Origin of the sequence: Levilactobacillus huananensis, assembly GCF_003946145.1 — a bacterium.
GTDB classification, from domain to species: Bacteria; Bacillota; Bacilli; order Lactobacillales; family Lactobacillaceae; genus Levilactobacillus; species Levilactobacillus huananensis.
Genome location: NZ_RHOC01000009.1, coordinates 1 through 22,776, shown reverse-complemented (window position 1 = coordinate 22,776; position 22,776 = coordinate 1). Strand labels below are relative to the sequence as shown.

19 protein-coding genes are annotated in these 22,776 nt (G+C 48.6%); 16 read left to right on the top strand and 3 right to left on the bottom strand.

What is annotated here, in order from left to right; translation table 11 throughout:
• Nucleotides 1–302 precede the first annotated feature (302 nt).
• The 5 genes from EKM71_RS07960 (at nt 303) to EKM71_RS07940 (ending at nt 4,756) form a co-directional block, all read left to right on the top strand.
• Entirely contained in the window at nt 303–2,288 is a 1,986-nt protein-coding gene (locus EKM71_RS07960) for a BspA family leucine-rich repeat surface protein (protein ID WP_164504760.1), read from the top strand.
• A gap of 233 nt (nt 2,289–2,521) precedes the next feature.
• The gene (acpS, locus tag EKM71_RS07955) at nt 2,522–2,878 is read left to right on the top strand and encodes a holo-ACP synthase (RefSeq protein ID WP_125574080.1); all 357 of its coding nucleotides are present in this window, start codon (nt 2,522–2,524) and stop codon (nt 2,876–2,878) included.
• Between the two features lie 5 nt (nt 2,879–2,883).
• A complete protein-coding gene (gene alr, locus EKM71_RS07950) occupies nt 2,884–4,008 on the top strand; it encodes an alanine racemase (protein WP_125574079.1) in 1,125 nt (374 codons plus the stop codon).
• Nucleotides 4,009–4,090: 82 nt separating this feature from the next.
• Nucleotides 4,091–4,327, top strand: coding sequence for a hypothetical protein (locus tag EKM71_RS07945; protein WP_125574078.1), 237 nt, complete (start codon nt 4,091–4,093; stop codon nt 4,325–4,327).
• A gap of 30 nt (nt 4,328–4,357) precedes the next feature.
• The gene (locus tag EKM71_RS07940) at nt 4,358–4,756 is read left to right on the top strand and encodes a type II toxin-antitoxin system PemK/MazF family toxin (RefSeq protein ID WP_125574077.1); all 399 of its coding nucleotides are present in this window, start codon (nt 4,358–4,360) and stop codon (nt 4,754–4,756) included.
• Nucleotides 4,757–5,010: 254 nt separating this feature from the next.
• On the opposite strand, the gene cbpA is transcribed toward EKM71_RS07940, so the two are convergent.
• The 3 genes from cbpA to EKM71_RS07925 form a co-directional block, all read right to left on the bottom strand.
• Nucleotides 5,011–5,652 (bottom strand): cyclic di-AMP binding protein CbpA, encoded by a 642-nt coding sequence (gene cbpA / locus EKM71_RS07935; protein WP_057878828.1) that lies wholly within the window; start codon nt 5,650–5,652, stop codon nt 5,011–5,013.
• A gap of 209 nt (nt 5,653–5,861) precedes the next feature.
• Nucleotides 5,862–7,250 carry a L,D-transpeptidase family protein gene (locus EKM71_RS07930; protein ID WP_125574076.1) on the bottom strand — a complete coding sequence of 463 codons (1,389 nt, stop codon included), beginning with the start codon at nt 7,248–7,250 and terminating at the stop codon, nt 5,862–5,864.
• 261 nt (nt 7,251–7,511) lie between these two features.
• Complete coding sequence (locus tag EKM71_RS07925) at nt 7,512–8,474, bottom strand: L-lactate dehydrogenase (RefSeq protein ID WP_125574075.1); 963 nt, start codon at nt 8,472–8,474, stop codon at nt 7,512–7,514.
• Between the two features lie 352 nt (nt 8,475–8,826).
• On the opposite strand from EKM71_RS07925, the gene pth reads away from it, so the two are divergent.
• From pth to dusB, 11 genes are all read left to right on the top strand, one after another.
• Nucleotides 8,827–9,384, top strand: a complete 558-nt coding sequence (pth, locus tag EKM71_RS07920; RefSeq protein WP_125574074.1) for an aminoacyl-tRNA hydrolase — start codon at nt 8,827–8,829, stop codon at nt 9,382–9,384.
• A 16-nt stretch (nt 9,385–9,400) separates the two neighbouring features.
• Entirely contained in the window at nt 9,401–12,949 is a 3,549-nt protein-coding gene (gene mfd, locus EKM71_RS07915) for a transcription-repair coupling factor (RefSeq protein ID WP_125574073.1), read from the top strand.
• A gap of 10 nt (nt 12,950–12,959) precedes the next feature.
• Entirely contained in the window at nt 12,960–14,540 is a 1,581-nt protein-coding gene (locus EKM71_RS07910) for a putative polysaccharide biosynthesis protein (RefSeq protein ID WP_125574072.1), read from the top strand.
• Nucleotides 14,541–14,542: 2 nt separating this feature from the next.
• Nucleotides 14,543–14,812: an RNA-binding S4 domain-containing protein gene (locus EKM71_RS07905; protein WP_125574071.1), complete on the top strand. Its 270-nt coding sequence runs from the start codon at nt 14,543–14,545 to the stop codon at nt 14,810–14,812.
• A gap of 112 nt (nt 14,813–14,924) precedes the next feature.
• The gene (locus EKM71_RS07900; RefSeq protein ID WP_125574070.1) at nt 14,925–15,335 is read left to right on the top strand and encodes an FtsB family cell division protein; all 411 of its coding nucleotides are present in this window, start codon (nt 14,925–14,927) and stop codon (nt 15,333–15,335) included.
• Between the two features lie 206 nt (nt 15,336–15,541).
• Nucleotides 15,542–16,093, top strand: a complete 552-nt coding sequence (locus tag EKM71_RS07895) for a S1 domain-containing RNA-binding protein (RefSeq protein ID WP_125574069.1) — start codon at nt 15,542–15,544, stop codon at nt 16,091–16,093.
• A gap of 76 nt (nt 16,094–16,169) precedes the next feature.
• Nucleotides 16,170–17,537: a tRNA lysidine(34) synthetase TilS gene (gene tilS / locus EKM71_RS07890; RefSeq protein WP_125574068.1), complete on the top strand. Its 1,368-nt coding sequence runs from the start codon at nt 16,170–16,172 to the stop codon at nt 17,535–17,537.
• A 16-nt stretch (nt 17,538–17,553) separates the two neighbouring features.
• Nucleotides 17,554–18,096 (top strand): hypoxanthine phosphoribosyltransferase, encoded by a 543-nt coding sequence (gene hpt / locus EKM71_RS07885; protein ID WP_057878819.1) that lies wholly within the window; start codon nt 17,554–17,556, stop codon nt 18,094–18,096.
• 109 nt (nt 18,097–18,205) lie between these two features.
• Nucleotides 18,206–20,308: an ATP-dependent zinc metalloprotease FtsH gene (gene ftsH, locus EKM71_RS07880; protein WP_125574067.1), complete on the top strand. Its 2,103-nt coding sequence runs from the start codon at nt 18,206–18,208 to the stop codon at nt 20,306–20,308.
• A gap of 151 nt (nt 20,309–20,459) precedes the next feature.
• Nucleotides 20,460–21,347, top strand: a complete 888-nt coding sequence (gene hslO, locus EKM71_RS07875; protein WP_125574066.1) for an Hsp33 family molecular chaperone HslO — start codon at nt 20,460–20,462, stop codon at nt 21,345–21,347.
• A 12-nt stretch (nt 21,348–21,359) separates the two neighbouring features.
• On the top strand, nt 21,360–22,376 hold the full coding sequence (gene dusB, locus EKM71_RS07870; RefSeq protein WP_125574065.1) for a tRNA dihydrouridine synthase DusB: 1,017 nt from the start codon (nt 21,360–21,362) through the stop codon (nt 22,374–22,376).
• The last annotated feature ends 400 nt before the right edge of the window (nt 22,377–22,776 follow it).

Below are 22,776 nucleotides of genomic sequence, written 5' to 3'. Positions count from 1 at the left end.
GGTTAAGGTTCTGTGGGTAGGTTGTGAGTGAATCGAGGTTTAAAATAATTCGTTTATAGCATATAAATGGGGACTGGCTTATGCCGGTCCCTTTTATGTCGCACCCAGAGACGATGATGTATAAAATACAGTGATTGTGCATGACCATAAGCGATGGATATCAGTCACTCAAAAGGACATCATGCATAATATGGGAAACATATATACTGAAAATAGTTGTGAATGGTATAGACTTTATCCATAAATAAGTTTATAATATGTCCCATTGTCGAGACTTTTATCTTAAGGAGAGATCTAACCACATGACAAAGAAGTTGAGGATGACATCAAAGCAAAAATTGACAACCTTAGCCGTTTTGAGCGTTGTTGCTGGCGTGGGGCTGCGAGTAGATACAGCACATGCGGATACAGTCGATTCCTCGAATGACACTGCAACGAACAATCGGGGTACGAGTGTCTCAGCTGATGAAATGGCCCTCAAAAGCGTTCCCACCAGTGGGGCGCAGGCACAACAGTTGGGAACGACTCGTGATACTAGCATCAAGGACGCGACATCTAAAGAAAGTGATACCAAGGAGTCGAAAGTCACGGGGGATACGTCCAAAACAACGGTACCGTCGGCATTAGCAGATGAAACGGCTCCTAAGACGATTGCTAAGGATAAAACAGATGTTGATAGTCAGATTAATTCTGGCGAAAAGGAAGCCACTCTGCACCCACAAAAATCAGCGCGTATTGGCCTCCTTCGAGACTCGACACCAACGATTAAGGCGTCTGGTACGAGTGGTACGTCTCATTGGACGGAGGATACCGACGGCGTTGTCACGGTGACTGGTGGAAATCTCGACAAAATGAAAACGCTTGCTAACGCCACAAAGCTGATATTTGACGGTAGTCTTGGCAAAATTGTGTTGCCAGCCAATAGCGACTATTTCTTTCAGTTTTGGACCAATCTCACCGAGATTGATGGCTGGGAGAATGTTGACGCTTCAAATGTCACAAGTATGGCAAATATGTTTAGTTCGGATGTCTCACTAAAAAGTCTTGACCTGAGTGCGCTAGACTTAAGTCATGTGACCGATATGTCAAATATGGTTTCTGGCGGGATATACGATGGAACTGGCAGTCACCCGATGAGTATCACGCGGTTTAAGCTGGGGTCTAGCACCAACCGGGTTACAGATATGACCATGATGTTGTTTGGCGATGATTCATTGGTTGACGTGGATGCTGAGAATTGGGACGTCTCAAACTTACTATCTGCCGAAAGCCTATTTGATGGAACGGCGATCGCGCATTTGGATCTTAGCAACTGGCAGACATCAAAACTGCAGAGTTTAAGTGGTACTTTTGCAAACATGTCTAATTTGACTACGCTTAACGTGGCTGGCCTGCAAACAGGTTCAGTGACGAATTTCGTGGAGACCTTTGAAAATGATCCTTTACTGACAACCGTCGATGTCAGCAAGTGGGATGTCTCCAGTTCGCCCTATTTTACCAGTATGTTCTACGGTGATTCTTCACTGAAAAATCTTGATCTGAGTCACTGGCACCCTGACGCACTTCTTCAAATGAACCGAATGTTTTCGGGTGATGCGTCCTTAACCTCACTAAATCTGTCTGGATTCGATACGATTTCTGGTGGCCGTGGAACTAGTGCGGTGAACGAGGCCTTATTAGGTACAATTGGTTTACATGAAATTGTTTTGGGGCCAAATACCTCCCTTGGAGACGCGACCCAAAATGCTAAATTACCTGATATTCCAGTGACTAATACGTACACAGGGTTGTGGCAAGCTGTTGGTACTGGAACAGTGAACAAACCTAATGGGGCGACTTATACTAGCGCTCAGTTAAATGCGAGTTATGATGGGGCCACGATGGCTGATACCTACGTTTGGCAACAAGTGTCCACGACGCCAACTGATCCTGGAACGTCACCTGATACGGATACGGATGGTGACAATGGGACTGTCATTGGTGATGGCAATGAGGATGAAAAAGGGACACCTGATAAGAGTCAACAAAAGAAGCCAATACTCCAGAAGCCCACGATGATTAAACTACTGACGACGGCAAAAAGAGATAAAATGGATGTTTTTAGTGCCAATCAAGGTGCTACGATGATGCAGAAAACGGGGCGGCAGCGGACCATGACGGTTACGGATCATCAGTCCGAGAAGGCCACGTTACCTCAGACTAATGAAAAGAAATCGAGTCTATGGGCTGCAATTGGTGCGGTTACCCTTGGTATCCTGAGTTTTCATTGGTACAAGCGTCAAGATTAAATAACTGAATAAAGGTTAACATTAAGATGAGAAGGAAGAGGGCGACGCTTGCAACGTCCCCTCTTTTTGAGATCCGAGTGTTGTACAGTTCTTTGAATTAGTTTACGTTTTCCCTTAACCGATCAAGTTGTGGGGGTCAATCGGTCTACCCTGTGCTAGAATATAACCTAGACATTCCAGCAGTGGTGTGACAATTTGGTAGACTTGAAAAAGCGGATAGGAGTGGTGACGTCATGATTTATGGGATCGGTATTGATATTACGGATTTGGATCGTGTCGCCAAAGTCGTGGCGAAGCAACCAAAATTTCTAGAGAAGGTTCTGACGCCCAATGAAATGACGGATTATCGCCAACTCAGTCAACGACGAGCCGTAGAATTTATCGGTGGTCGGTGGTCAGCTAAGGAGTCTTATAGCAAGGCCATGGGTACCGGGATCGGATCAGCTGTGGGCTTTCAAGACGTTGAGATTCGCGATAATGCTCAGGGTCAGCCAGTTATCACACGTCAACCGTTTGAGGGGATTGCTCACGTATCGATTTCGCATACCGATAGTGTGGTAATGACGGAAGTCATCTTAGAAAGAGGGTAAGTGTCATGGCAATTGGGGAACATCGACCAACACAATTAATTATCGATCGACAAGCGTTGCGACAAAATATTCACGCGGAGGTTGAGCGCTTGGCACCGGGATGTGATCTATTCATGGTCGTTAAGGCGAATGGTTACGGTCATGGTGCGATTCAGGTCGCACAGGCTGCCAAGGACGCAGGGGCCCGTGGTTTTTGTGTGGCGATTTTAGACGAGGCCTTAGAATTACGGGCGGCTGGATTTAACGACCCAATTTTGATTCTAGGTGTTACGAATCCGGCAGATGCGCCACTGATGGCTAAGGAACATATTTCGGCTACGGTAGCGACGATGGAGTGGCTGACGGCGGCTGAATCTTATCTGAATTTAGCTGACCCATCTGCGCCACTCCGAGTTCACCTGGGACTCGATACCGGAATGGGGCGAATTGGTTTCCGTAATGCACCGGACTTGGTAGCTGCTGTCGATTATCTGACGGCACACGCCACGGCATTTGAGTTTGAAGGGGTCTTTACCCACTTTTCCACTGCCGATGATCCTGATGACACTTACTTCAAGCAACAATTTGCTAAGTGGCAGGTACTCACGAAGGCCCTCCCTCGGCGTCCACGCTACGTTCATGTGTCGAACTCTGCGACGAGCCTGTGGCACGCAGCCTGTAACGACAATCTCGTACGGTATGGTGTAGCGGGTTATGGCTTGAATCCTTCGGGAACAGCCATTGAGGAACCTTTCCATCTACAACCGGCTTTGAGTCTGACTAGTGAATTGGTTTATACTAAGCGTTTAGCAGCTGGCGAGTCGGTTAGCTATGGCGCCACTTACACGGCTACAGAGGCCGAATGGGTCGGCACTGTGCCAATTGGCTATGCCGATGGTTATGAACGTCGGTTGCAAGGCTTTCATGTCCTGGTTGATGGTCAGGTTTGTGAAATCATTGGACGGGTTTGCATGGACCAGTTAATGGTGCGGCTGCCTCACAATTGTCCCCGGGGGACGAAAGTCACGTTGGTCGGAAAAGATGGCGATCGAGAGATCACGTTGCAAGACGTGGCGACCTATTGTGGAACGATTCATTATGAAATTGCTTGTGGGTTTACCAGTCGGTTGCCACGTCGATACATTCACTAATTTGGGTGGGTTAATAGTGTCCAGGTTAAGGGATTCGTGGTAAACTGTATGAGGTAAGAACGTTAAACCTAGGAGGGTGAACATGATCCGTTCGCAGCAAATCAAACGTCCACAGATCCGATTGCATATTTCCAAGACGGTTCGGCGACAGGCATTGATTCCGATGCCTGCCGCGGCAGCTCGGAAGCTGGCACTCATTGTTGGTTACCAGGCAATGGCTTTGATTAACCGGGATCTCGTCCGAGCATTTACACCATGTGAAGAGGAAGCTGAACGGCGGTTAACAACCTTTCGTAACGCGCAACAAGTTAAACAATAATTAATTTATGAGGATAGGGGATGGCGGCCCATGGCCCGTGTTGAAGTTAAACGCGGTGACGTTTTCTTCGCCGACCTATCACCAGTCGTTGGTTCGGAGCAGGGTGGCATGCGCCCCGTGTTAATTATCCAAAACAACGTGGGGAACCATTACAGTCCGACCGTAATCGTGGCGGCAATCACCGCACGGATCGAGAAACCGAAGATGCCGACTCACGTGGGTATCTCAGCGGAACGAACCGGTATTGAGCGGGATTCCGTCATTTTGCTTGAACAAATTAGAACGATTGATAAGCAACGGTTAAGGGATCAAGTGACCCACCTGGATGTTAAAACAATGACAGCAGTCGATGCGGCTTTAGCGACGAGTATTGGCCTGGTGGATAAGTCACGTAAGAAAAAGAATAAACCCAAAAGATCCACTACATAGCTTAATAGCGAGACTTTAAAAAAGGCCACGGCAATTTTTGTCGTGGCCTTTTTTGATTGGCTTTTTTCAGGGACCTGAGGATCAGAAAAGGCCGTGACTGGGTCACGACCTTTGGAGCAGAGCCTTGTGTTTACAATGTCGAAACGTGTACCCAAAGGCAATCGACCCCGCTTAAATCTGATACTAATAGGCAATACTGCCAAAGCCAGGTCAGCCGCAATACGTGACGACTAACCTCCCTTTGTCAGACGCGCTTAACCTTCGTGACGTAAATCCTCAATTTCAGGGACATGGAATTCTTTGCGTTCCAAGGCTTTGACAATTCGGTCAAGCTTTTCTTCGTTAACTTCTGCTGGGAGCGTGAACATGGTTCGGTGAACCAGTTCGCCTTCTTGGGCGTCCAAGCTGATAACACTGGCGATGGATGTGTATTTGGTAATGACTTTGGCCATTCCGGCTAAGTCACCACGTTCACCAGCAGAGACAACTGTCAGCACATAACTGCCGATGTTAACGTTCCATGATTGGGACAGCATGTCCATCAGACGCGTATGTGTCAGAATACCGTAAAAGGCATTCTTGTTATCGAGAACTGCGATGTATGGCAAGTCCTTGATGGAGAAGAATACGTTGAAGAAAGCGGCGTTTACTGAGATAAACTTAGTAGCATTCTTAAGTAATGACGTCACCGGCAACTGCATGTCGCCGCCACGAGACTTGTGACGGTAGATGTGCATCTTATAAATATTTCCGCGGAAGATTTGCCCGGTCTCATCCAAGATTGGAACACATCGGTAGCCCGAGTCTTCCAAGATCTTGAGGGCTTGTTCCAGGGTGACATCCTCGCGAACCGTAACTAAACGTTCCTTCGGTTTCACTAGGGATTTTAACAGCATGGCTGATGACCTCCTAAAATTAGAAACTTCTAATAATCTCTTCCCATAATAACATAGTTTCCCAATTAAGTGGGATCAAATTTAGTTAATTTTCCGAAAAGTGCGTAAAGCGACGGGCTTGCTGAAAACAAGTTAGCGGCTGATTTGTCGCCATAAAAAAGTGGTTACGGGCTCGGAAACGACCCCATAACCACTTATTAGAAACTTCATTAGAAGACGATGACGGGGGTGCCAACACTCACGTTATCGAAGACGGACTTAATCTTGGAAGGTGGCGTGTTCACACAGCCATGTGACCCGTGTGCCTTGTACCACGTTCCGCCGTAAGTTGGTTGCCATGGCGAATCGTGAATCCCAACGCCGGTATCATCGATTGGCATCCAATACTTCACTTTGGAAGAGTACTTGGAACCGTTGTCGTTTTTCCCACGGAGAGTGGTGTTACGTTGCTTACTCCAGATAACCCAGACACCATTTGGGGTGTGATGTGCCGTAGTAGGCAGACCAGTGACGACATCCGTCGAGACGACGAGTTTCCCGTGTTTGTAGACCCACATGTGTTGATTTACCTTGTCAACTTCGACGTAGGAATCGCCAATATCCTTCCCACTGTGGTGGTAGCCACTCCCTTGAATCGTAGGGGTTCGCGACATGCCTTTGCCAGCCAGAACCAAGGCGCTGAGTTTTGGTAATTCACTCTTAACCTTGATGCTCCAACCGTATAGTCCAGGAGCTACCGAAACAGTACCACGTTTTGTGGATTTGAAACTTCGCGTCTTGTAAATCGTCCCGTATTTCTTACTGAGCTTTGTCAGGTAAGCTTTCATGGCATGCTTATCGGTCCCCAGTTTACCATCTTTAAATGTCAGCCACGAAGCTAACGTTTGATTAGGAATCGCGATAGTATGGCCGCTTAACTTGTAGGTGTAGTCTTGCTTAGCAATCGACTCAGCCTTGGACTCGGCTTGTTTGAAGCCGGTATCAGTTGTGCTAACAGCTGGTTTCAGATAATCGCCGGAAACGTCGACGGTGTTGTCGCCAATTTCAAGCGCATTCGTAATGGATTTGGCGACTTTTGCCGCATCAAGTTGGTTACCGTTTTTTTGCTTGGTAACCACGTAGGAGCCGTTTTGGTAAGTAAACGATGCATCCGTTGATGCTGTCCGTGTCTTGTTGGCCTTTGCTGTAATGGTGTTAGCGAGTGTCCGAACACTCTGTTCATTGGCATTACTAGCGTTTAACTTGATGGTATCGGCCGTGGCGGTGGTGATGTGAATCGGCCAAGCCCAGGCATTTTGCTTCGTGATCAGCTTGCGTAGCGCATGTTGTGAGGTAACCTTAAGTTCGACAGACTGGGTACTAAATGTGGTCACAGTCTTGTGACCATCCTTTAACGTCAGTTGTTGATCTTTGAAGGCCGACTTCAGTTTTGCGGCGGCTTGGGCGGCAGTGTTACCCCCCACATTAACGCCGGCAATTTGGGTATCTTTGAAGAAGACTTGTGCGTTGGCATAGTGGTAAACTCGCCCAACATACAGGGCTCCGACCGCGACGATTGCGGTCACGAGCCCGATGCCGAAGGCTTTCTTTGTTTTCATTAGTGTGACCTCCTAAATAAGTCAGTGACAGGAAAGTCGTCGTCCTTTCGCTCACAGAATAGCATAACTCCAGCTTACTTCAAACAACCTTAAATAACAATGTCGTTGCTCAATTGTTAGCGCTTACAGAAAAAATAATTGACTGCGAATATAGTTAACCGTCACTGGGGCTAACAAGTTTAACTATTGGCCAGGTAACTTACACGACAAAAAACCGCCACTCCAGAGGGAGTAACGGTCTAATTTTAAACAGTCATTTGCCTATTTCAGGGCAGCTAAGCCGTCCTTCGTAACCTGCTTTAAGGTTGCAGCAGATTTAGCCATTAAGTCTTTTTCACGATCGGAAAGGGGAACTTCGATCACACCGGCTAAGCCACTACCATTGATGATAGCTGGGGTACCGATAAAGATGTCATTCAACCCATATTCGCCGTCTAAGGCAGCGCCGATAGGTAAGATGGCGTTTTCGTCACGTAAGATAGCCTTCGTGATCCGCATCAAGCAGGTTGCAACACCGTAGAAGGTGGCACCCTTCTTGTTGATGATTTCGTAGGCCTTGTTCCGTGTGTCGTCTTCGATCTTAGCCAAGTCATCATCAGTGATGCCTTGTTCTTTAGCAAGGGCCTTCAAAGGCTTCGTGCCGATCGTAGCTTCGTCGTATGCGGCGAATTCGGAGTCACCATGTTCACCCATGATGTAGGCGTCCACGTTCCGTGGATCAACATTGAACTTCTTAGCCAAAGCAACGCGTAAACGAGACGTGTCCAAAGAAGTCCCGGAACCAATAACCTTTTCCTTAGGGAATCCTGAGAACTTCCAAGTTGCGTAAGTTAGGATGTCAACTGGGTTAGCAGCAACCACGAAGATGCCATCGAAGCCAGAATCAACGACTGGCTTAACAATTGAAGACAAGATCTTCAAGTTCTTGTTGACCAGGTCCAAACGGGTTTCACCAGGCTTTTGTGGGGCACCGGCAGTGATCACAACGACGTCGGCATCACCACAGTCGGAGTAGTCACCGGAATAGACTTTCTTAGGTGCCGTGAAGACTTGAGCATCTTCAAGGTCTAAGGCGTCTCCTTCAGTACGGTCCTTAATAACATCCACAATTACAAATTCTTCAGCTAAACCTTGGTTCATCATTGCATAAGCATATGATGATCCAACGGCACCGTCACCAACGAGAACGACTTTTTGATGGTTTTTAGTAGTCAAATCCTTCATCTCCTAATAAAATTTAGACATCAAGGTACGCAGTAATACCCAGTGCTTAGTATACCATGTTCACCAGGTAGCGACTACGTGACGGCCCTAAATTTGTGAACTTTTTAGCTTGAAAACGCCACCATTGCAATGCTTGTGGGCCGGATCAGTGCAGTGGTGTTGGGACTATGCTATACTCTAGAGCGTTGATTAGATTTGTGAAATTGACTGAGCCAGCTGAACGGGGATCCGGATCCCGTCCAGCCATTTTGTTTCACCTGCGGAAGTTTAAGATACCTGTCAGATGACTGAAAACGGCGGACGTCACTAACCACTAAATTAGCGTCTCATTATAAGGGAGTAATTATTTAAAATGAAAATGATCGTTGGATTAGGAAACATTGGTCCGCAATACACGGGAACACGGCACAACACCGGCTTCATGGTGGCGGACGCTTTTGCCAAAGAACACCAGATCACGCTCACAACTCGGAAATTCGATGCCCGCTTCGGCAGTGGCATGGTTAACGGCGAAAAGGTTCTCGTGGTTAAGCCGACAACTTTCATGAACGAATCTGGACGGGCCGTTCACCCATTGATGGCCTATTTTAAGATTGACCTAGAAGACCTTTTTGTCATTCAAGATGACATGGATCTGCCGGTCGGTCGTATTCGTCTCAGAGACCACGGCTCAGCCGGGGGACATAATGGCATTAAGAGTATCATTGCCCACGTGTCTAGCGAGAAGTTTAAGCGCCTACGGGTGGGTATTGCTCATCCGCAACAACATTCTGTAGTGGATTATGTCTTAGGTAAATTCACCACGGAACAAGCCCCACTCTTTAATCAGGCAACCGATCAAGCGGTAGCTGCGTTGGATGACTGGGTCGGAGGGGCCGAATTTACTCAGTTAATGAATCAATACAATTAGGAAGAGGACGTTAGCCGTGAATTTAGAAGCATTTATGACGCAGACAACGCAATATGCAACGGTGCGGCAGACTCTTGGGCGCGGACAACGCCAACTCGTGACCGGACTCAATGGTTCGGCGGAAACACTGTTCATTGCAAGTCTATTACACGAGCAGCAACGGTCGATTGTTTACGTGACGGATACCCTGTATCACGCGGGACAACTGGTTGAAGATCTCGCTAATCTTTTACGAGACGATGAGCTCTATGAATTTCCTGTCGAAGAACTTCTGGCTGCTGAAGTCGCCACGAGTTCACCAGAATACCGGTCTGATCGGATTGATGCTTTGCGGGCACTACAGAGTGACCGACCCGTCGTGATTGTGACGTCGCTTTCGGGATTACGTCGGTTTTTGCCGGCGCCAACTAATTTTTCTGCTGCACGTTTTAGCGTCAAGGTTGGCGGTGAGTTTGATCTCGATGACCTGCAACAACGTTTGTTTGCGATGGGCTATGCCCATCAGAAATTGGTTGCCGGTCCCGGAGATTTCGCCGTGCGAGGATCTATTGTTGATATTTACCCGTTAGCTGCTGATTATCCTGTGCGGCTGGATTTCTTTGACACTGAGATTGATTCCTTGCGGTACTTTGATCCTGCTACGCAACGGAGTATTGAAAATGTCGATGCTGTCGAAATTTTACCAGCAACAGACTTTATTTTGACAGCAGATGAGCGGACAGCGGGTGCCGATCGGTTGACTGCTGAACTCGACAGCCAAGTTGCCAAGCTAGATGAAGATGCCACTGAAACATTGACCAATCAAGTGAAACCACTGATCGATGGGCTACGTAAGGGATCGGTTGATCCCCAACTCATGGAATTTGCGGACTATTTGTTCCCGGAACATCACCAACTGCTGGATTACTTACCGGATAATGGGTTGGCGTTGTTCGGGGATTATTCGCGGCTTCAGGATGCTGAACGCCAGTTACTGGAAGACGAGGCAAATTGGGCCACGGATAAATTGACTCATCACCAGATCTTCTCGCAACAGGTCTTTGGTGGAGAGCTGCGGCCCATCGTTAAGAACGATGGTCATGCACAAGTCATGTTGGCCTTATTTCAGAAGGGAATGGGGAGTCTGCGGTTTCAGGCAGTGACGAATATCACTACCCGGTCCATGCAACAATTCTTTGGACAGCTCCCTGTTATGAAGACGGAGATTGATCGGTGGCGCAAGCAGAAACAGACGATCGTTCTGTTGGTTCAAGACGAAGAACGTCTTGCTAAGATTGAACAGACCTTAGATGATTTTGAAATTCAATCGGTGCTAACCAAAGCTGACAATCTACAGGGTGGCTTGACACAGTTAGTACCAGAACGCTTACGGACTGGATTTGAATTACCAGAAGCGTCCCTCGTTGTGATCACGGAAGCTGAAATGTTTCAGAAGGTCACGAAGAAGCGCGCGCGACGGCAGACAATGGCTAATGCCGAGCGACTGAAAAGCTATACCGACTTGAAACCTGGAGATTACGTTGTGCACGTCAATCACGGGATTGGGAAGTTTATCGGGATGCAGACATTGACGGTTGACGGGGTCCATCAGGACTACATGACCATCGATTACCAGGACAACGCCCAGTTATTTATTCCAGTCACCCAGTTAAACCTGATTCAGAAGTATGTGTCATCTGAGGATAAAAAACCCCGGATTAATAAGCTCGGCGGGTCCGAATGGGCCAAGACCAAGAGTAAAGTTGCCGCCAAGATCGAAGATATTGCCGACGAATTGGTGGATCTTTACGCGAAGCGCGCCGCCGAAAAAGGGTTTGCTTTCCCTAAGGATGATAGCCTACAACACGATTTTGAAAATGACTTTCCGTACGCTGAGACGCCCGACCAATTACGGACGATTGAGGAAGTTAAACACGATATGGAGAAGGCCCGACCAATGGACCGGCTTTTAGTTGGGGATGTTGGTTACGGGAAAACTGAGGTTGCCTTACGTGCGGCATTTAAAGCGGTTGAAGCGGGGAAACAAGTGGCCTTTCTGGTGCCAACGACTATTTTGGCGCAGCAACACTATGACACCATGATGAATCGATTTGAGGGATATCCGATTAATGTCGAAATGTTCTCGCGGTTCCGAACGGCTAAGCAAATACGCCAGTCAATCGACGACCTGGAAACCGGGCAACTCGACATTGTGGTCGGCACACATCGGTTGCTTTCACAGGACGTTAAGTTTAAGAATCTTGGCTTGGTTCTAGTCGATGAGGAACAACGTTTTGGCGTCAAACATAAGGAACGCCTCAAACAATTGAAGGCCAATGTCGATGTTCTGACGTTGACGGCGACCCCGATTCCTCGGACGTTGCACATGTCGATGTTGGGGGTACGGGATTTGTCGGTGATTGAAACGCCACCGGCTAACCGTTTTCCAATTCAGACCTACGTGATGGAACAGAATGCGGGAGCTATTCAAGATGGGATTCGCCGGGAGATGCAACGGGGCGGTCAGGTTTTCTATCTGCACAATCGGGTGGAAGATATCGAGAAGACGGTCAGTCAGATTCAAGCGTTGGTTCCCGAGGCCCAGGTGGGGTATATTCACGGGAAGATGACGGAAGCCCAACTCGAAGGTGTGCTCTTTGACTTTTTGCGAGGGGACTACGATGTTTTAGTTACGACAACCATCATTGAAACCGGGATCGACATTCCTAATGCCAACACGTTGTTCGTCGAAAATGCGGACCGCATGGGCTTATCCCAGCTGTATCAATTGCGAGGACGAATTGGTCGGAGTAATCGGGTTGCTTATGCCTATTTCACATACCAACCGAATAAGGTGCTGACTGAGGTCAGTGAAAAACGGTTGGAAGCGATCAAGGACTTTACCGAGTTGGGTTCTGGGTTCAAGATCGCCATGCGGGATCTTTCTATTCGAGGTGCTGGGAACCTGTTAGGTAAACAGCAACATGGGTTCATTAATTCCGTGGGTTATGATCTTTATACGCAAATGCTCAGCGATGCTGTGGCTAAGAAGCGGGGAAAGAAGTCGCAGCCAAAGACGGATACCACTGTCGAATTGGGTGTTGAAGCTTACCTGCCAAGCGATTACATTGCGGACGAACAGCAGAAGATTGAAATGTACAAGCGAATTCGTCAGTTAGAGAATGATGATGAGGTTAGCGAGATTCAGGCTGATCTGATCGACCGATTTGGGGATTACCCAATGGCAGTTAGTCAACTTCTGACCATTGGTCAATTGAAATTAGCTGCGGATCTCGCACTGGTCGATAAGATCCGGCGAGTCAATGGGGATGTCTTCGTGACGATCTCTAAACGTGGAACCAATATTTTAGGTGGCGAAGACGTCTTCAAGGCGCTTTCGGCCACTAAACTTAAGGCAACTGTCGCTGTAAACGATGATCGGCTCCACATAAAGTTGGTTATTCAACCGCAGATGACAGTGACGGATTGGTTGCCACAAGTACAACAGTTTATGGCGGCCTTACGGGACATTGTCCTAAAGACCACAAAGCCGGCTGCCGATAAGGCCAAGGCGACGGACGACTGAGGAGGTAGCGATGGGTAACCGCAATGTGAATACAGCCATGCAGGGGGCCCTCATTCTCTCAATTTCAGCATTCATCGCGAAGCTTTTGAGTGCGGTGTACCGGGTCCCCTTCCAAAACATGGTGGGTAATACGGGATTTTATGTCTATCAGCAGGTCTATCCGATTTACGGGATCGGTATGACCTTTGCGTTGAGTGGGTTACCGGTTTTTATTTCTAAATTGGTGGCGGAGGCGCCAGATTTGGCAAGTCAACAACAGGTAGCACGTCAGGTCGAACGTTGGCTCTGGGGGATTGCGCTTGGTATCTTTGGCTTTTTGATCTTGGCGGCCTCGGCGTTGGCCCGGGGAATGGGTGATCCACAACTGGCGCCCTTGATCCGAGTCGTGGCCGGGATGTTTCTTTTCATGCCGGCGCTCTCTGTTAATCGCGGTTATCACCAGGGACGCTTTCAAATGCTACCCACGGCGCGGTCTCAAGTCGTTGAACAACTTGTTCGGGTTGTGGTGATCCTGACGGCAGCAGCTTGGGCCACGCATCAGCAGTGGTCGGTGTATACCATGGGAGCGTGGGCTCTAAGCGGCGGGACCTTTGCTGCATTAGCTGCTTGGTTAATTCTGCCGACGTGGCGACAACGTGGTGTCGCATCACGACGTTCAGTTCCCCATATTGGTCGGCGTCTGCTGGTCGAGGGGGGAACACTGTGTCTTTTGACAGCCATGCTCGTGCTTTTACAGCTGGTGGATTCTTTCACGGTGATGAAAGGCCTCGTCTCTGGCGGTATGCGTGCTGATGCTGCTAAGTCGCTGAAGGGGGTCTATGATCGGGCCCAGCCGCTGGTCCAGCTGGGGTTGGTCGTGGCAGTGGCCTTTGCCACATCCCTGTTACCTGCGTTGACCGCAACGCACCGGCGGGAACATCCACAGACCTTTAAACGGTTGACGACGACCATGATGCGAATTGCGATGATGATTGCCGTGGCAGCTACGGCCGGTCTTATGGGGCTGATGCCTTGGATTAATCGCCTGTTGTTTGGCGACACGCAGGGCTCAACCATGCTGGCCGTATACATGCTAAGTATTGTCTTGGCAACCTTGATTCAAACTTATAACAGCGTCCTTCAAAGCCAAGATCAGTATCGTCTCACGGTGGTGGCCTTGTTAATCGGCTTGGCGGTTAAGATCGCCGGCAACGGGTGGTTTGTTCGTGAGCTGGGAGCCATTGGGGCCAGTTGGCTCACAGTCATCAGTCTACTCATCATGTTCGGGATCGTTTGGTGGGGGTCAGATAGGGACCTGCGTGCTGGCATTTGGCGCGGTGCTTTTCTCCCCAAACTAGCTGGGATTACGGCGATCATGGTCTTAGGCGTGCGACTCGCGATGACCATTCTAGAATGGTGGTGGCCTGCGATTGGAACGGGACGCTTGGCGGCTGGTGGCGGCCTATTGATTGGCATTCCGGTTGGCGTGGGTCTCTTTATAGGATTGGCCATGTGGTGGCGCCTTCTGAGTATTCGAGAGTGGTTAGCCATCCCGCGCGCCAAGAGTATGTTAAGATTATGGCAACAACTGAAGCGACACGGAGGAAATTAATTATGCGATTAGATAAATATTTGAAAGTTTCACGGATTATCAAACGGCGTTCCGTAGCCAAGGAAATTGCGGACAAGGGTCGAATTGAAATTAACGGTAAGGTGGCTAAGTCATCGACCGACGTGGCCACAAATGATGAGTTGGTTATTAAGTTCGGTAACAAAACATTAACGGTCAAAGTTAATGAGTTGTTGGAAACGACGAAGAAGGATGATGCCGAACGCATGTATACTATCGTCAGTGAGGACTACGCACAGGATTTTCGGAAGTAATTTCGGTTAAATATGACGAATGTTTTACATTATGCCCAACGCTCTAGACGGGCAATTCGAAACTTGCTATACTCAAGTTAAATCAAGTGGTGAAACTGAGGAGTGAGTGGAATTGGCTGATGTAAAACCGAAACCGGCAAAAATTGAACGGTTAGAAAACGACTATACGCGCCGGTTGGACCACCAGCAGGCTTCCAATAAGCACACACAATGGTTGGGCAAGCGGCGGATGCGTCGTGCCACTCGAATTCTCGCTTTTTTTGCTGTATTTGCCATTTTTCTTGGGATTCAGCTGGTACGAACCAATGCCAGCCTGCATCAGGTTCGCCAAGAGGTGAGCACGAGCAAAAGCAAGCTGAAAACCACAAAGGCCGAAAATCGGGACCTTCAGGGTCAGATAAAGCAGCTGAACAACCAGGATTATCTGGGACGGCTGATTCGGTCGAAGTATTACTACTCTAAGTCTGGTGAAACAATTTACAGTCTTCCTGGAGATCATGCCAGTGACGTGACCGCCAAGTAAAATGATAATGAAGGGCCGTCGGTTTGTTAAGAACTGACGGCTTTTGTGTAGAATAGGTCACGTTGGGTCTTAGGCTAGTTAAGTGACCCCTTTTTCTAAGCGAAAAAAGATCGTTACTTCAGGGTTCTTTTTAGTGTTTGACGTGTGGGAGTGGGGGGAATTGTGTTATACTGAAAACACTTATTTTAAGGAGGAACTTCTTGTTTATGGCAATCGAGGTTGGAGCTAAAGTTTCCGGAAAGGTCTCTGGAATTACGAACTTTGGTGCATTTGTTGATTTAGGCGACCACAAGACCGGGTTGGTCCACATTAGTGAAATTTCAGATGGGTACGTCAAAGATATTCATGACGTCTTATCGGTCGGTGATGAAGTGACGGTAAAGGTTCTGACCGTTGGTGATGATGGGAAGATTGGTCTTTCGATTCGAAAGGCTGTTGACCGTCCAGCTGGCGAGCAGGAACATCGTAGTCATAACACGCATCGTGATCACAACGAACACAATGATCACGCACGTCGCGGTGGCGGTGCCCCTCACGGTGGTGAAAATCACAGTCATGGTCGGCGATTCGAGAATAATGGTTCTCGTCCCCACAGAGGGTCAGCAAATGGCCGTTTCTCAGGACATCACTCGGAAAACCATGAAGAAAGTTTTGACGACTTGATGTCAGGCTTCCTCAAGCAAAGCGAGGATCGTCTGGCAACTATCAAACGTAACACAGAAGGTAAGCGTGGTGGCCGTGGCGGCCGTCGTAGCTAATCTGTAAACATTGAGGACCGCACTCGTTGCGGCCTTTTTTGTTAACCTGGAACAAAGGATCAAAGGGGTGACATATGTGACGTTAGAAATGAGATTTCGACAGAACTGTCAGCGATGGGGATGGGCCGATCCCAAACAACATGGCCTGATTGCAGTGTCGACTGGCGTGGACTCGATGGTGTTATTGACCCTGTTCATGCGGTTGCCAGCCAATGAACGGCCTCAATTGTCCGTGGTTCACGTCAATCATCACCTTCGTGAACAGAGCCGTACGGAAGAAGCCTTCTTAAAAAAATGGTGTGCGGCACGCCAAATTCCGGTGACGGTGGCAGATTGGACAGTTGACCAGCATCCAGATCACGGCACGGAAGCGGCAGCCCGGGAATTTCGCTATGCCTTCTTCGGGGATCAACTGACGGCCCAGTCTGCAGATTGGGTGGCAACGGCTCACCAGGCTGATGAACAGGCTGAAACAATTCTATTGAAGCTTATTCGTGGCGGACAGTTAGACCAACTAACGGGGATGGCTCCTCAGCGGCCGTTTCACGGTGGTGCGGTGATTCATCCACTCCTGCCATTCCGCAAGTCGGAACTTAAGGCTTATGCCCGTGAGCAAAACATTCCCTGGTACGAGGACATTACGAATCAAGAATTAGAGGCGAGTCGTAACCGCGTTCGCCACGAGATTATGCCTTTACTGCGGCGGGAAAATCCTCAGATTGATCGCCACCTGATTGCGTATGCAGGCCAGTTATCGGCGACGCTCCAGGTGACGGATCACATTTTGGATCGCCAATTGGCGACGATTATCACTCAGACTAAGCCACTGACGGGAGAAGTTTCACGCTTGCTAAGTTTTTCGTCGGCCGACCAGCGACTCTTACTGGCACGACTCTTGAAGCGAGCCTCCCCCATGGTGACGACGAATGCTACCATGCTAGACCAGTGTTTACAGCTGTTGGCGAATCCACAACATCCCACGGGTAGCGTAGAATTTGGTGCGGGTTGGCGATTCAGCAAACGCTATCAACAATTTCAGTTTACTCAGGTTAAAAAAAAGCGTGAAAATTCGCAGGAAGACCAGCGATTTATGGTAGTATTGAACCAATGGCAACCGGTGGGTGATGGCTGGCAGATCGGTTGCTTCACGGTGACTGCTGAACAAAAAATAGCTGCAGCCGATCAGGTGGCGCTACGAGCAGATCAGTTACCTTTAAGGGTGCGTCCGTGGCGGTCATCTGACCAGCTCCGACTGGCTGATGGTCATCATCAGTCGGTGCGTCGGCTCCTCATCAATGCCAAGGTTCCCCGCGATCAGCGTGATCGCCAGCGAGTCTTGGTAACCGCAGAAGATGAGGTTTTGACAGTCATTGGGGTGAAGTGGGCGGTTCTTGCCGCACAACCACAGGCCAATCATTACCACGTAGTCATCAAACATGAATAGGCGAAAGGGGAACAGCATGAATAACGATATCGAAAGAGTCCTTTACAGTGAGGAAGACATTGCCGCAGCCTGCAGACGTTTAGGGACGCAGCTTGAGGAGGATTACCGAGATAAGACGCCCTTGATTATCTGTGTTTTAAAGGGGGCAATTTTGTTTATGACCGATGTGATTCGGGATATGGACATTTACGCCACGATTGATTTCATCGACGTCTCCAGCTATAACGGTGGTACCGCTTCTTCCGGGACCATTCGTTTATTGAAGGACTTGGACACGGACGTTGCCGGACGTGATATCATCCTAGTCGAAGATATCATTGATACTGGACGGACGTTAAAGTACCTGGAAGATCTTCTGAAGGACCGAAAGGCGAACTCAATTCGCGTTTGTACCTTAATGGACAAACCAAGCGGCCGGGTCGTTGAAGCCAAGGCAGATTACGTTGGGTTCAACGTGCCGAGTGAATTCGTCGTGGGTTATGGTTTGGACTATGAAGAAAAGTATCGCAACCTTCCGTATGTCGGTGTTTTAAAGCCATCCGTCTATTCAGATAAATAATTAGTCAACGATAGTCAATTGTGATAACATCTTATTTAGTTAAAGGGGCATAAGCTCTAAAATTTGTTCCTATTCGTTATGCTGGGAACTGTGGGTAAGGAGGCACGACATGAATAATCGACGAAATGGACTGTTCAGAAATAGTCTGTTTTACATTGTGATCTTCTTGTTGATCATCGGTGTTGTTTACCTATTCAATGGTAATAACAGCAGCTCACAATCCCAAGAAATCCAATCGAGTCAATTCGTTAAGGACTTGAACGCAAATAAGATCAAGAAATTCTCCATTCAACCTTCAGGGGGAGTTTATAAGATTACCGGGGAATATCGTAACGCGCAAAAGCGGACGACCAATACCGGTTTCAGTCTCGGCGGCTCGCAGAGCACAGCTGTGACTGGTTTTAGCACCCAAGTCTTGACAAATAACTCGACGGTTTCAGAGATTGATAAAGTTGCCAAGAACCACAATGTAAAAGTCAATACCAAAGCAGAAGAGTCGAGTGGCTTCTGGATTAACTTGCTGGTGTACGCTGCACCACTAGTCATCTTTTTCTTCTTCTTCTACATGATGATGGGTCAAGCCGGCCAAGGCGGCGGCAATGGCCGTGTCATGAACTTTGGGAAGAGTAAGGCCAAACCAGCCGACAGCAAAGAGAACAAGGTTCGCTTTGCCGACGTTGCTGGTGAGGAGGAAGAAAAGCAAGAACTGGTCGAAGTTGTCGAGTTCTTGAAGAATCCACGTAAATTCGTGGCGTTAGGTGCCCGGATTCCATCTGGTGTGTTACTGGAGGGTCCTCCTGGTACTGGTAAGACGTTGCTAGCCAAGGCCGTTGCTGGTGAAGCTGCGGTACCATTCTTCTCGATTTCCGGTTCGGATTTCGTGGAAATGTTCGTTGGTGTCGGGGCCAGTCGTGTCCGGGATCTGTTTGAACAGGCCAAGAAGGCCGCACCTTCTATCATCTTCATTGATGAAATTGATGCGGTTGGTCGTCAACGTGGTGCCGGCATGGGTGGTGGCCACGATGAACGGGAACAAACGTTGAACCAATTACTGGTTGAAATGGACGGGTTTACTGGAAGCGAAGGCGTCATCGTGATGGCCGCTACCAACCGTTCCGACGTCTTGGATCCTGCCTTGCTACGTCCAGGCCGGTTTGACCGGAAGATTCTGGTTGGCCGTCCAGACGTCAAGGGTCGTGAAGCTATCTTAAAGGTCCACGCCAAGAATAAGCCTTTGGCTAACGATGTTGATTTGAAGGAAATTGCCAAGCAAACCCCTGGATTCGTTGGGGCCGACTTGGAAAACCTCTTGAACGAAGCTGCTTTGTTGGCGGCAAGACGAAACAAGACGCGAGTCGACGCTTCTGACTTAGATGAAGCTGAAGACCGGGTTATCGCCGGGCCAGCTAAGAAGGATCGGGTCATCAGTCCGGAAGAACGGAAGACCGTGGCTTACCATGAGGCCGGCCATACCATCGTTGGGTTAGTCCTAAATGATGCTCGGGTTGTGCACAAGGTTACCATTGTGCCACGAGGTCGTGCGGGCGGTTACGCCATCATGTTGCCACGTGAGGACCAGATGCTGATGTCCAAGAAGGATGCTATGGAACAGATTGCTGGATTAATGGGTGGTCGGACTGCTGAAGAGTTAATCTTCCACTCCGAATCGTCTGGTGCTTCCAACGATTTCGAGCAGGCAACGCAAATTGCACGTTCCATGGTTACCCAATATGGGATGAGTGATGCTGTGGGGACCGTTGCATTGGAAAGTGCCGGCGGCCAACCATTCGCAGGTGCTGGTTACTACAACCAACCAAGTTACTCAGAACATACCGCTAACTTAATTGATAGTGAAGTTCGTCGGATCATCGGGGAAGCCCATGAGACTGCCCGGAAGATTCTGGAAGAACACAAGATCGAACACAAGATTATTGCAGATGCTTTACTGAAATACGAGACGCTGGACGAAAAGCAAATTCTCAGTTTATTTAATACAGGGAAGATGCCAGATAAGGACAGCGACGCCGAATTTCCAAGTGAAAAGGCGGCAACTTTTGAAGAATCCAAGCGCGAATTAGAACGACGCGAGGCTGAACGTCAAGCTTCTACGGAAGCTAAGTTGGCTTCGAGTGCGTCGAGTGATGCCTCTGAGGCAGCACCGGCAAGTTCCGCTGCACCGGATGATCCAGATGATACCGACCATTCTGAATAGTCATTGCGTTAGGAAAGGGTCTGAGACGTTGGTCTCGGCCCTTTTTTGTCGGTTCTGTTTGCAAACGGCTCAGTTTCTGGTAAGGTAGGGCATGGAAAAAGGTCCCGCGGAGCGTGCGTGAAGCATGCGCGGAGATGAAAGGACGTTAAGAATGGCAGATTATTTAATTAAAAGTTTGATTGATAATGGCATGTTTCGAGCCTACGTGGTGGACGCAACGCAAACTGTCGCAGAAGCCCAACAACGACATGACACCTGGTCATCGGCAACTGCAGCATTAGGTCGGACACTGATTGGCACGATGTTACTGTCGACGTCGCTCTTAAAGGGGGATGAAAAGTTAACGGTTAAAGTCAATGGTCACGGACCAGTCGGCGCTATTGTGGTTGACGGGAATGCCAATGGCACGGTGAAGGGTTATCTCCAGTACCCTCACATCAGTTTGCCGTTGAATGAAAAGCATAAGATTGATGTGCGCAAGGCCGTTGGGGTCCAAGGCATGTTAACGGTGACGAAGGACCAGGGACTGGGGCAACCCTATACAGGGCAGGTACCACTGGTATCTGGTGAATTAGGGGAGGACTTTACCTACTATTTGGCTAAGTCGGAGCAAATTCCGAGTGCCGTTGGTGTTTCGGTCTTTGTTCAACCCAACAATACAGTCAAAGTGGCCGGTGGGTTCATGATTCAAGTGATGCCCGGTGCTTCCGACGAGGCCATTGCTCGGCTGGAGAAACGTATCAAGGAAATGCCAATGGTCTCGGAACTTCTATTAGCAGGTCAAACACCAGAAGATATTTTGAACTTGCTATTCAAAGATGAAACGGTGAAGATTTTGCAGAAGATGCCCGTCGGCTTTAAGTGTGATTGCTCGAAGGATCGGTTTGCAGCTTCTCTGGCGTCAATTCAACCAGAAGCCTTACAAGAGATGATTGATGAGGACCATGGTGCGGAAGCCGTTTGTCATTTCTGTGGCACGAAGTATACCTATTCAGAAGACGACCTCAGAGAGATTCTCGCCCACGCGCAAGAGAAGTAGGAGGTTCACGAGATGACTTGGAACATAGGAGACGTTGAGATTGCCAATCAGGTGGTCGTTGCGCCAATGGCTGGTGTAACTAACGTGGCCTTTCGCCAGATCTGTAAGTCGTTTGGCGCCGGGCTGGTTACGTGTGAGATGATTTCAGGTCAGGGAATCCACTATCAGAATGAGCGGACGTTGAAGATGATGGCTGTGTCTGCCAATGAACATCCCATGAGTATCCAGATATTCGGGGGAACGGAAGAAACGCTGGTTCAGGCAGCTCAGTATGTCGATCAACAGACAGCCGCGGACATTATTGACATCAATATGGGGTGTCCAGTGAATAAGGTCGTCAATACGGAGGCCGGAGCGAAGTGGTTGCTCGATCCCGATAAGGTGCATCATATGGTGGCGGCGGTGGTCGCTGCGGTAGACAAGCCGGTCACAGTGAAGATGCGGACGGGATGGGATGACCGTCATCTGTATGCCGTGGAGAATGCCCTGGCGGCGGAATCTGCGGGGGCTTCGGCGATCGCTATGCACGGTCGGACTCGTAAACAGATGTATCAAGGACATGCTGATTGGGAGGTCCTCCATCGGGTTGCAGAACGATTAACGGTGCCTTTTATGGGAAACGGTGATGTGCGGACACCAGAGGATGCCTGGAAGATGATTCATGAGGTCGGGGCAGATGCGGTGATGATTGGTCGTGCGGTGATGGGAAATCCCTGGATACTACAACGGGTCAATCATTACCTGGAGACACGGGAGTTACTGCCGGAACCAACACCAGCGGATAAGATTGGGTTGGCCAAGACACATCTTCACGAATTATGTATGGCCCGTGGTTCACAAGAGGGGCCTCGGGATTTCTGCAATCAGGTGGCTTATTACTTGAAGGGAATTCCCCATGCAGCCCGGACCAAGGTTGCGGTCACAAATGCTAAGGATGAAACTACGATGATGACCTTGTTAGATGACTTCTTAAGCCAGTTAACGGCTAGAACACATCAGGCGTCGATATCAAGATACAATGATCATTAATTGAAGAAACGGACACTGGGCCTAGCTAACCAGTGTCCGTTTTGATTTTCGAGGGATGGTCATATTAAGAAAAAGTGGTTATTTATCGATTTTTTCAAACTTTATGCAAAAAACGCTTGACCCATTGGTCAATTGTTGGTATATTTATAAACGTTGTCACGACAGCACAGAGCGTTGTGCGTTGAAAGAAAAGATAAATTAGTTCTTGACGACTAAACGTTAGATATGTTATTCTAATATAGTTGTCACGAGGTAGTTATCTCTTGACATGGTAGACCTTTGAAAACTGAACATTGTTTCGACAAACCAAATATGTGTAGGGCGGTTTGATACTTGGTATCAAACCCAAACAATATTTGCGAAGTCAATTCGCTTTTATAACAAAAGTAACAACAATCGA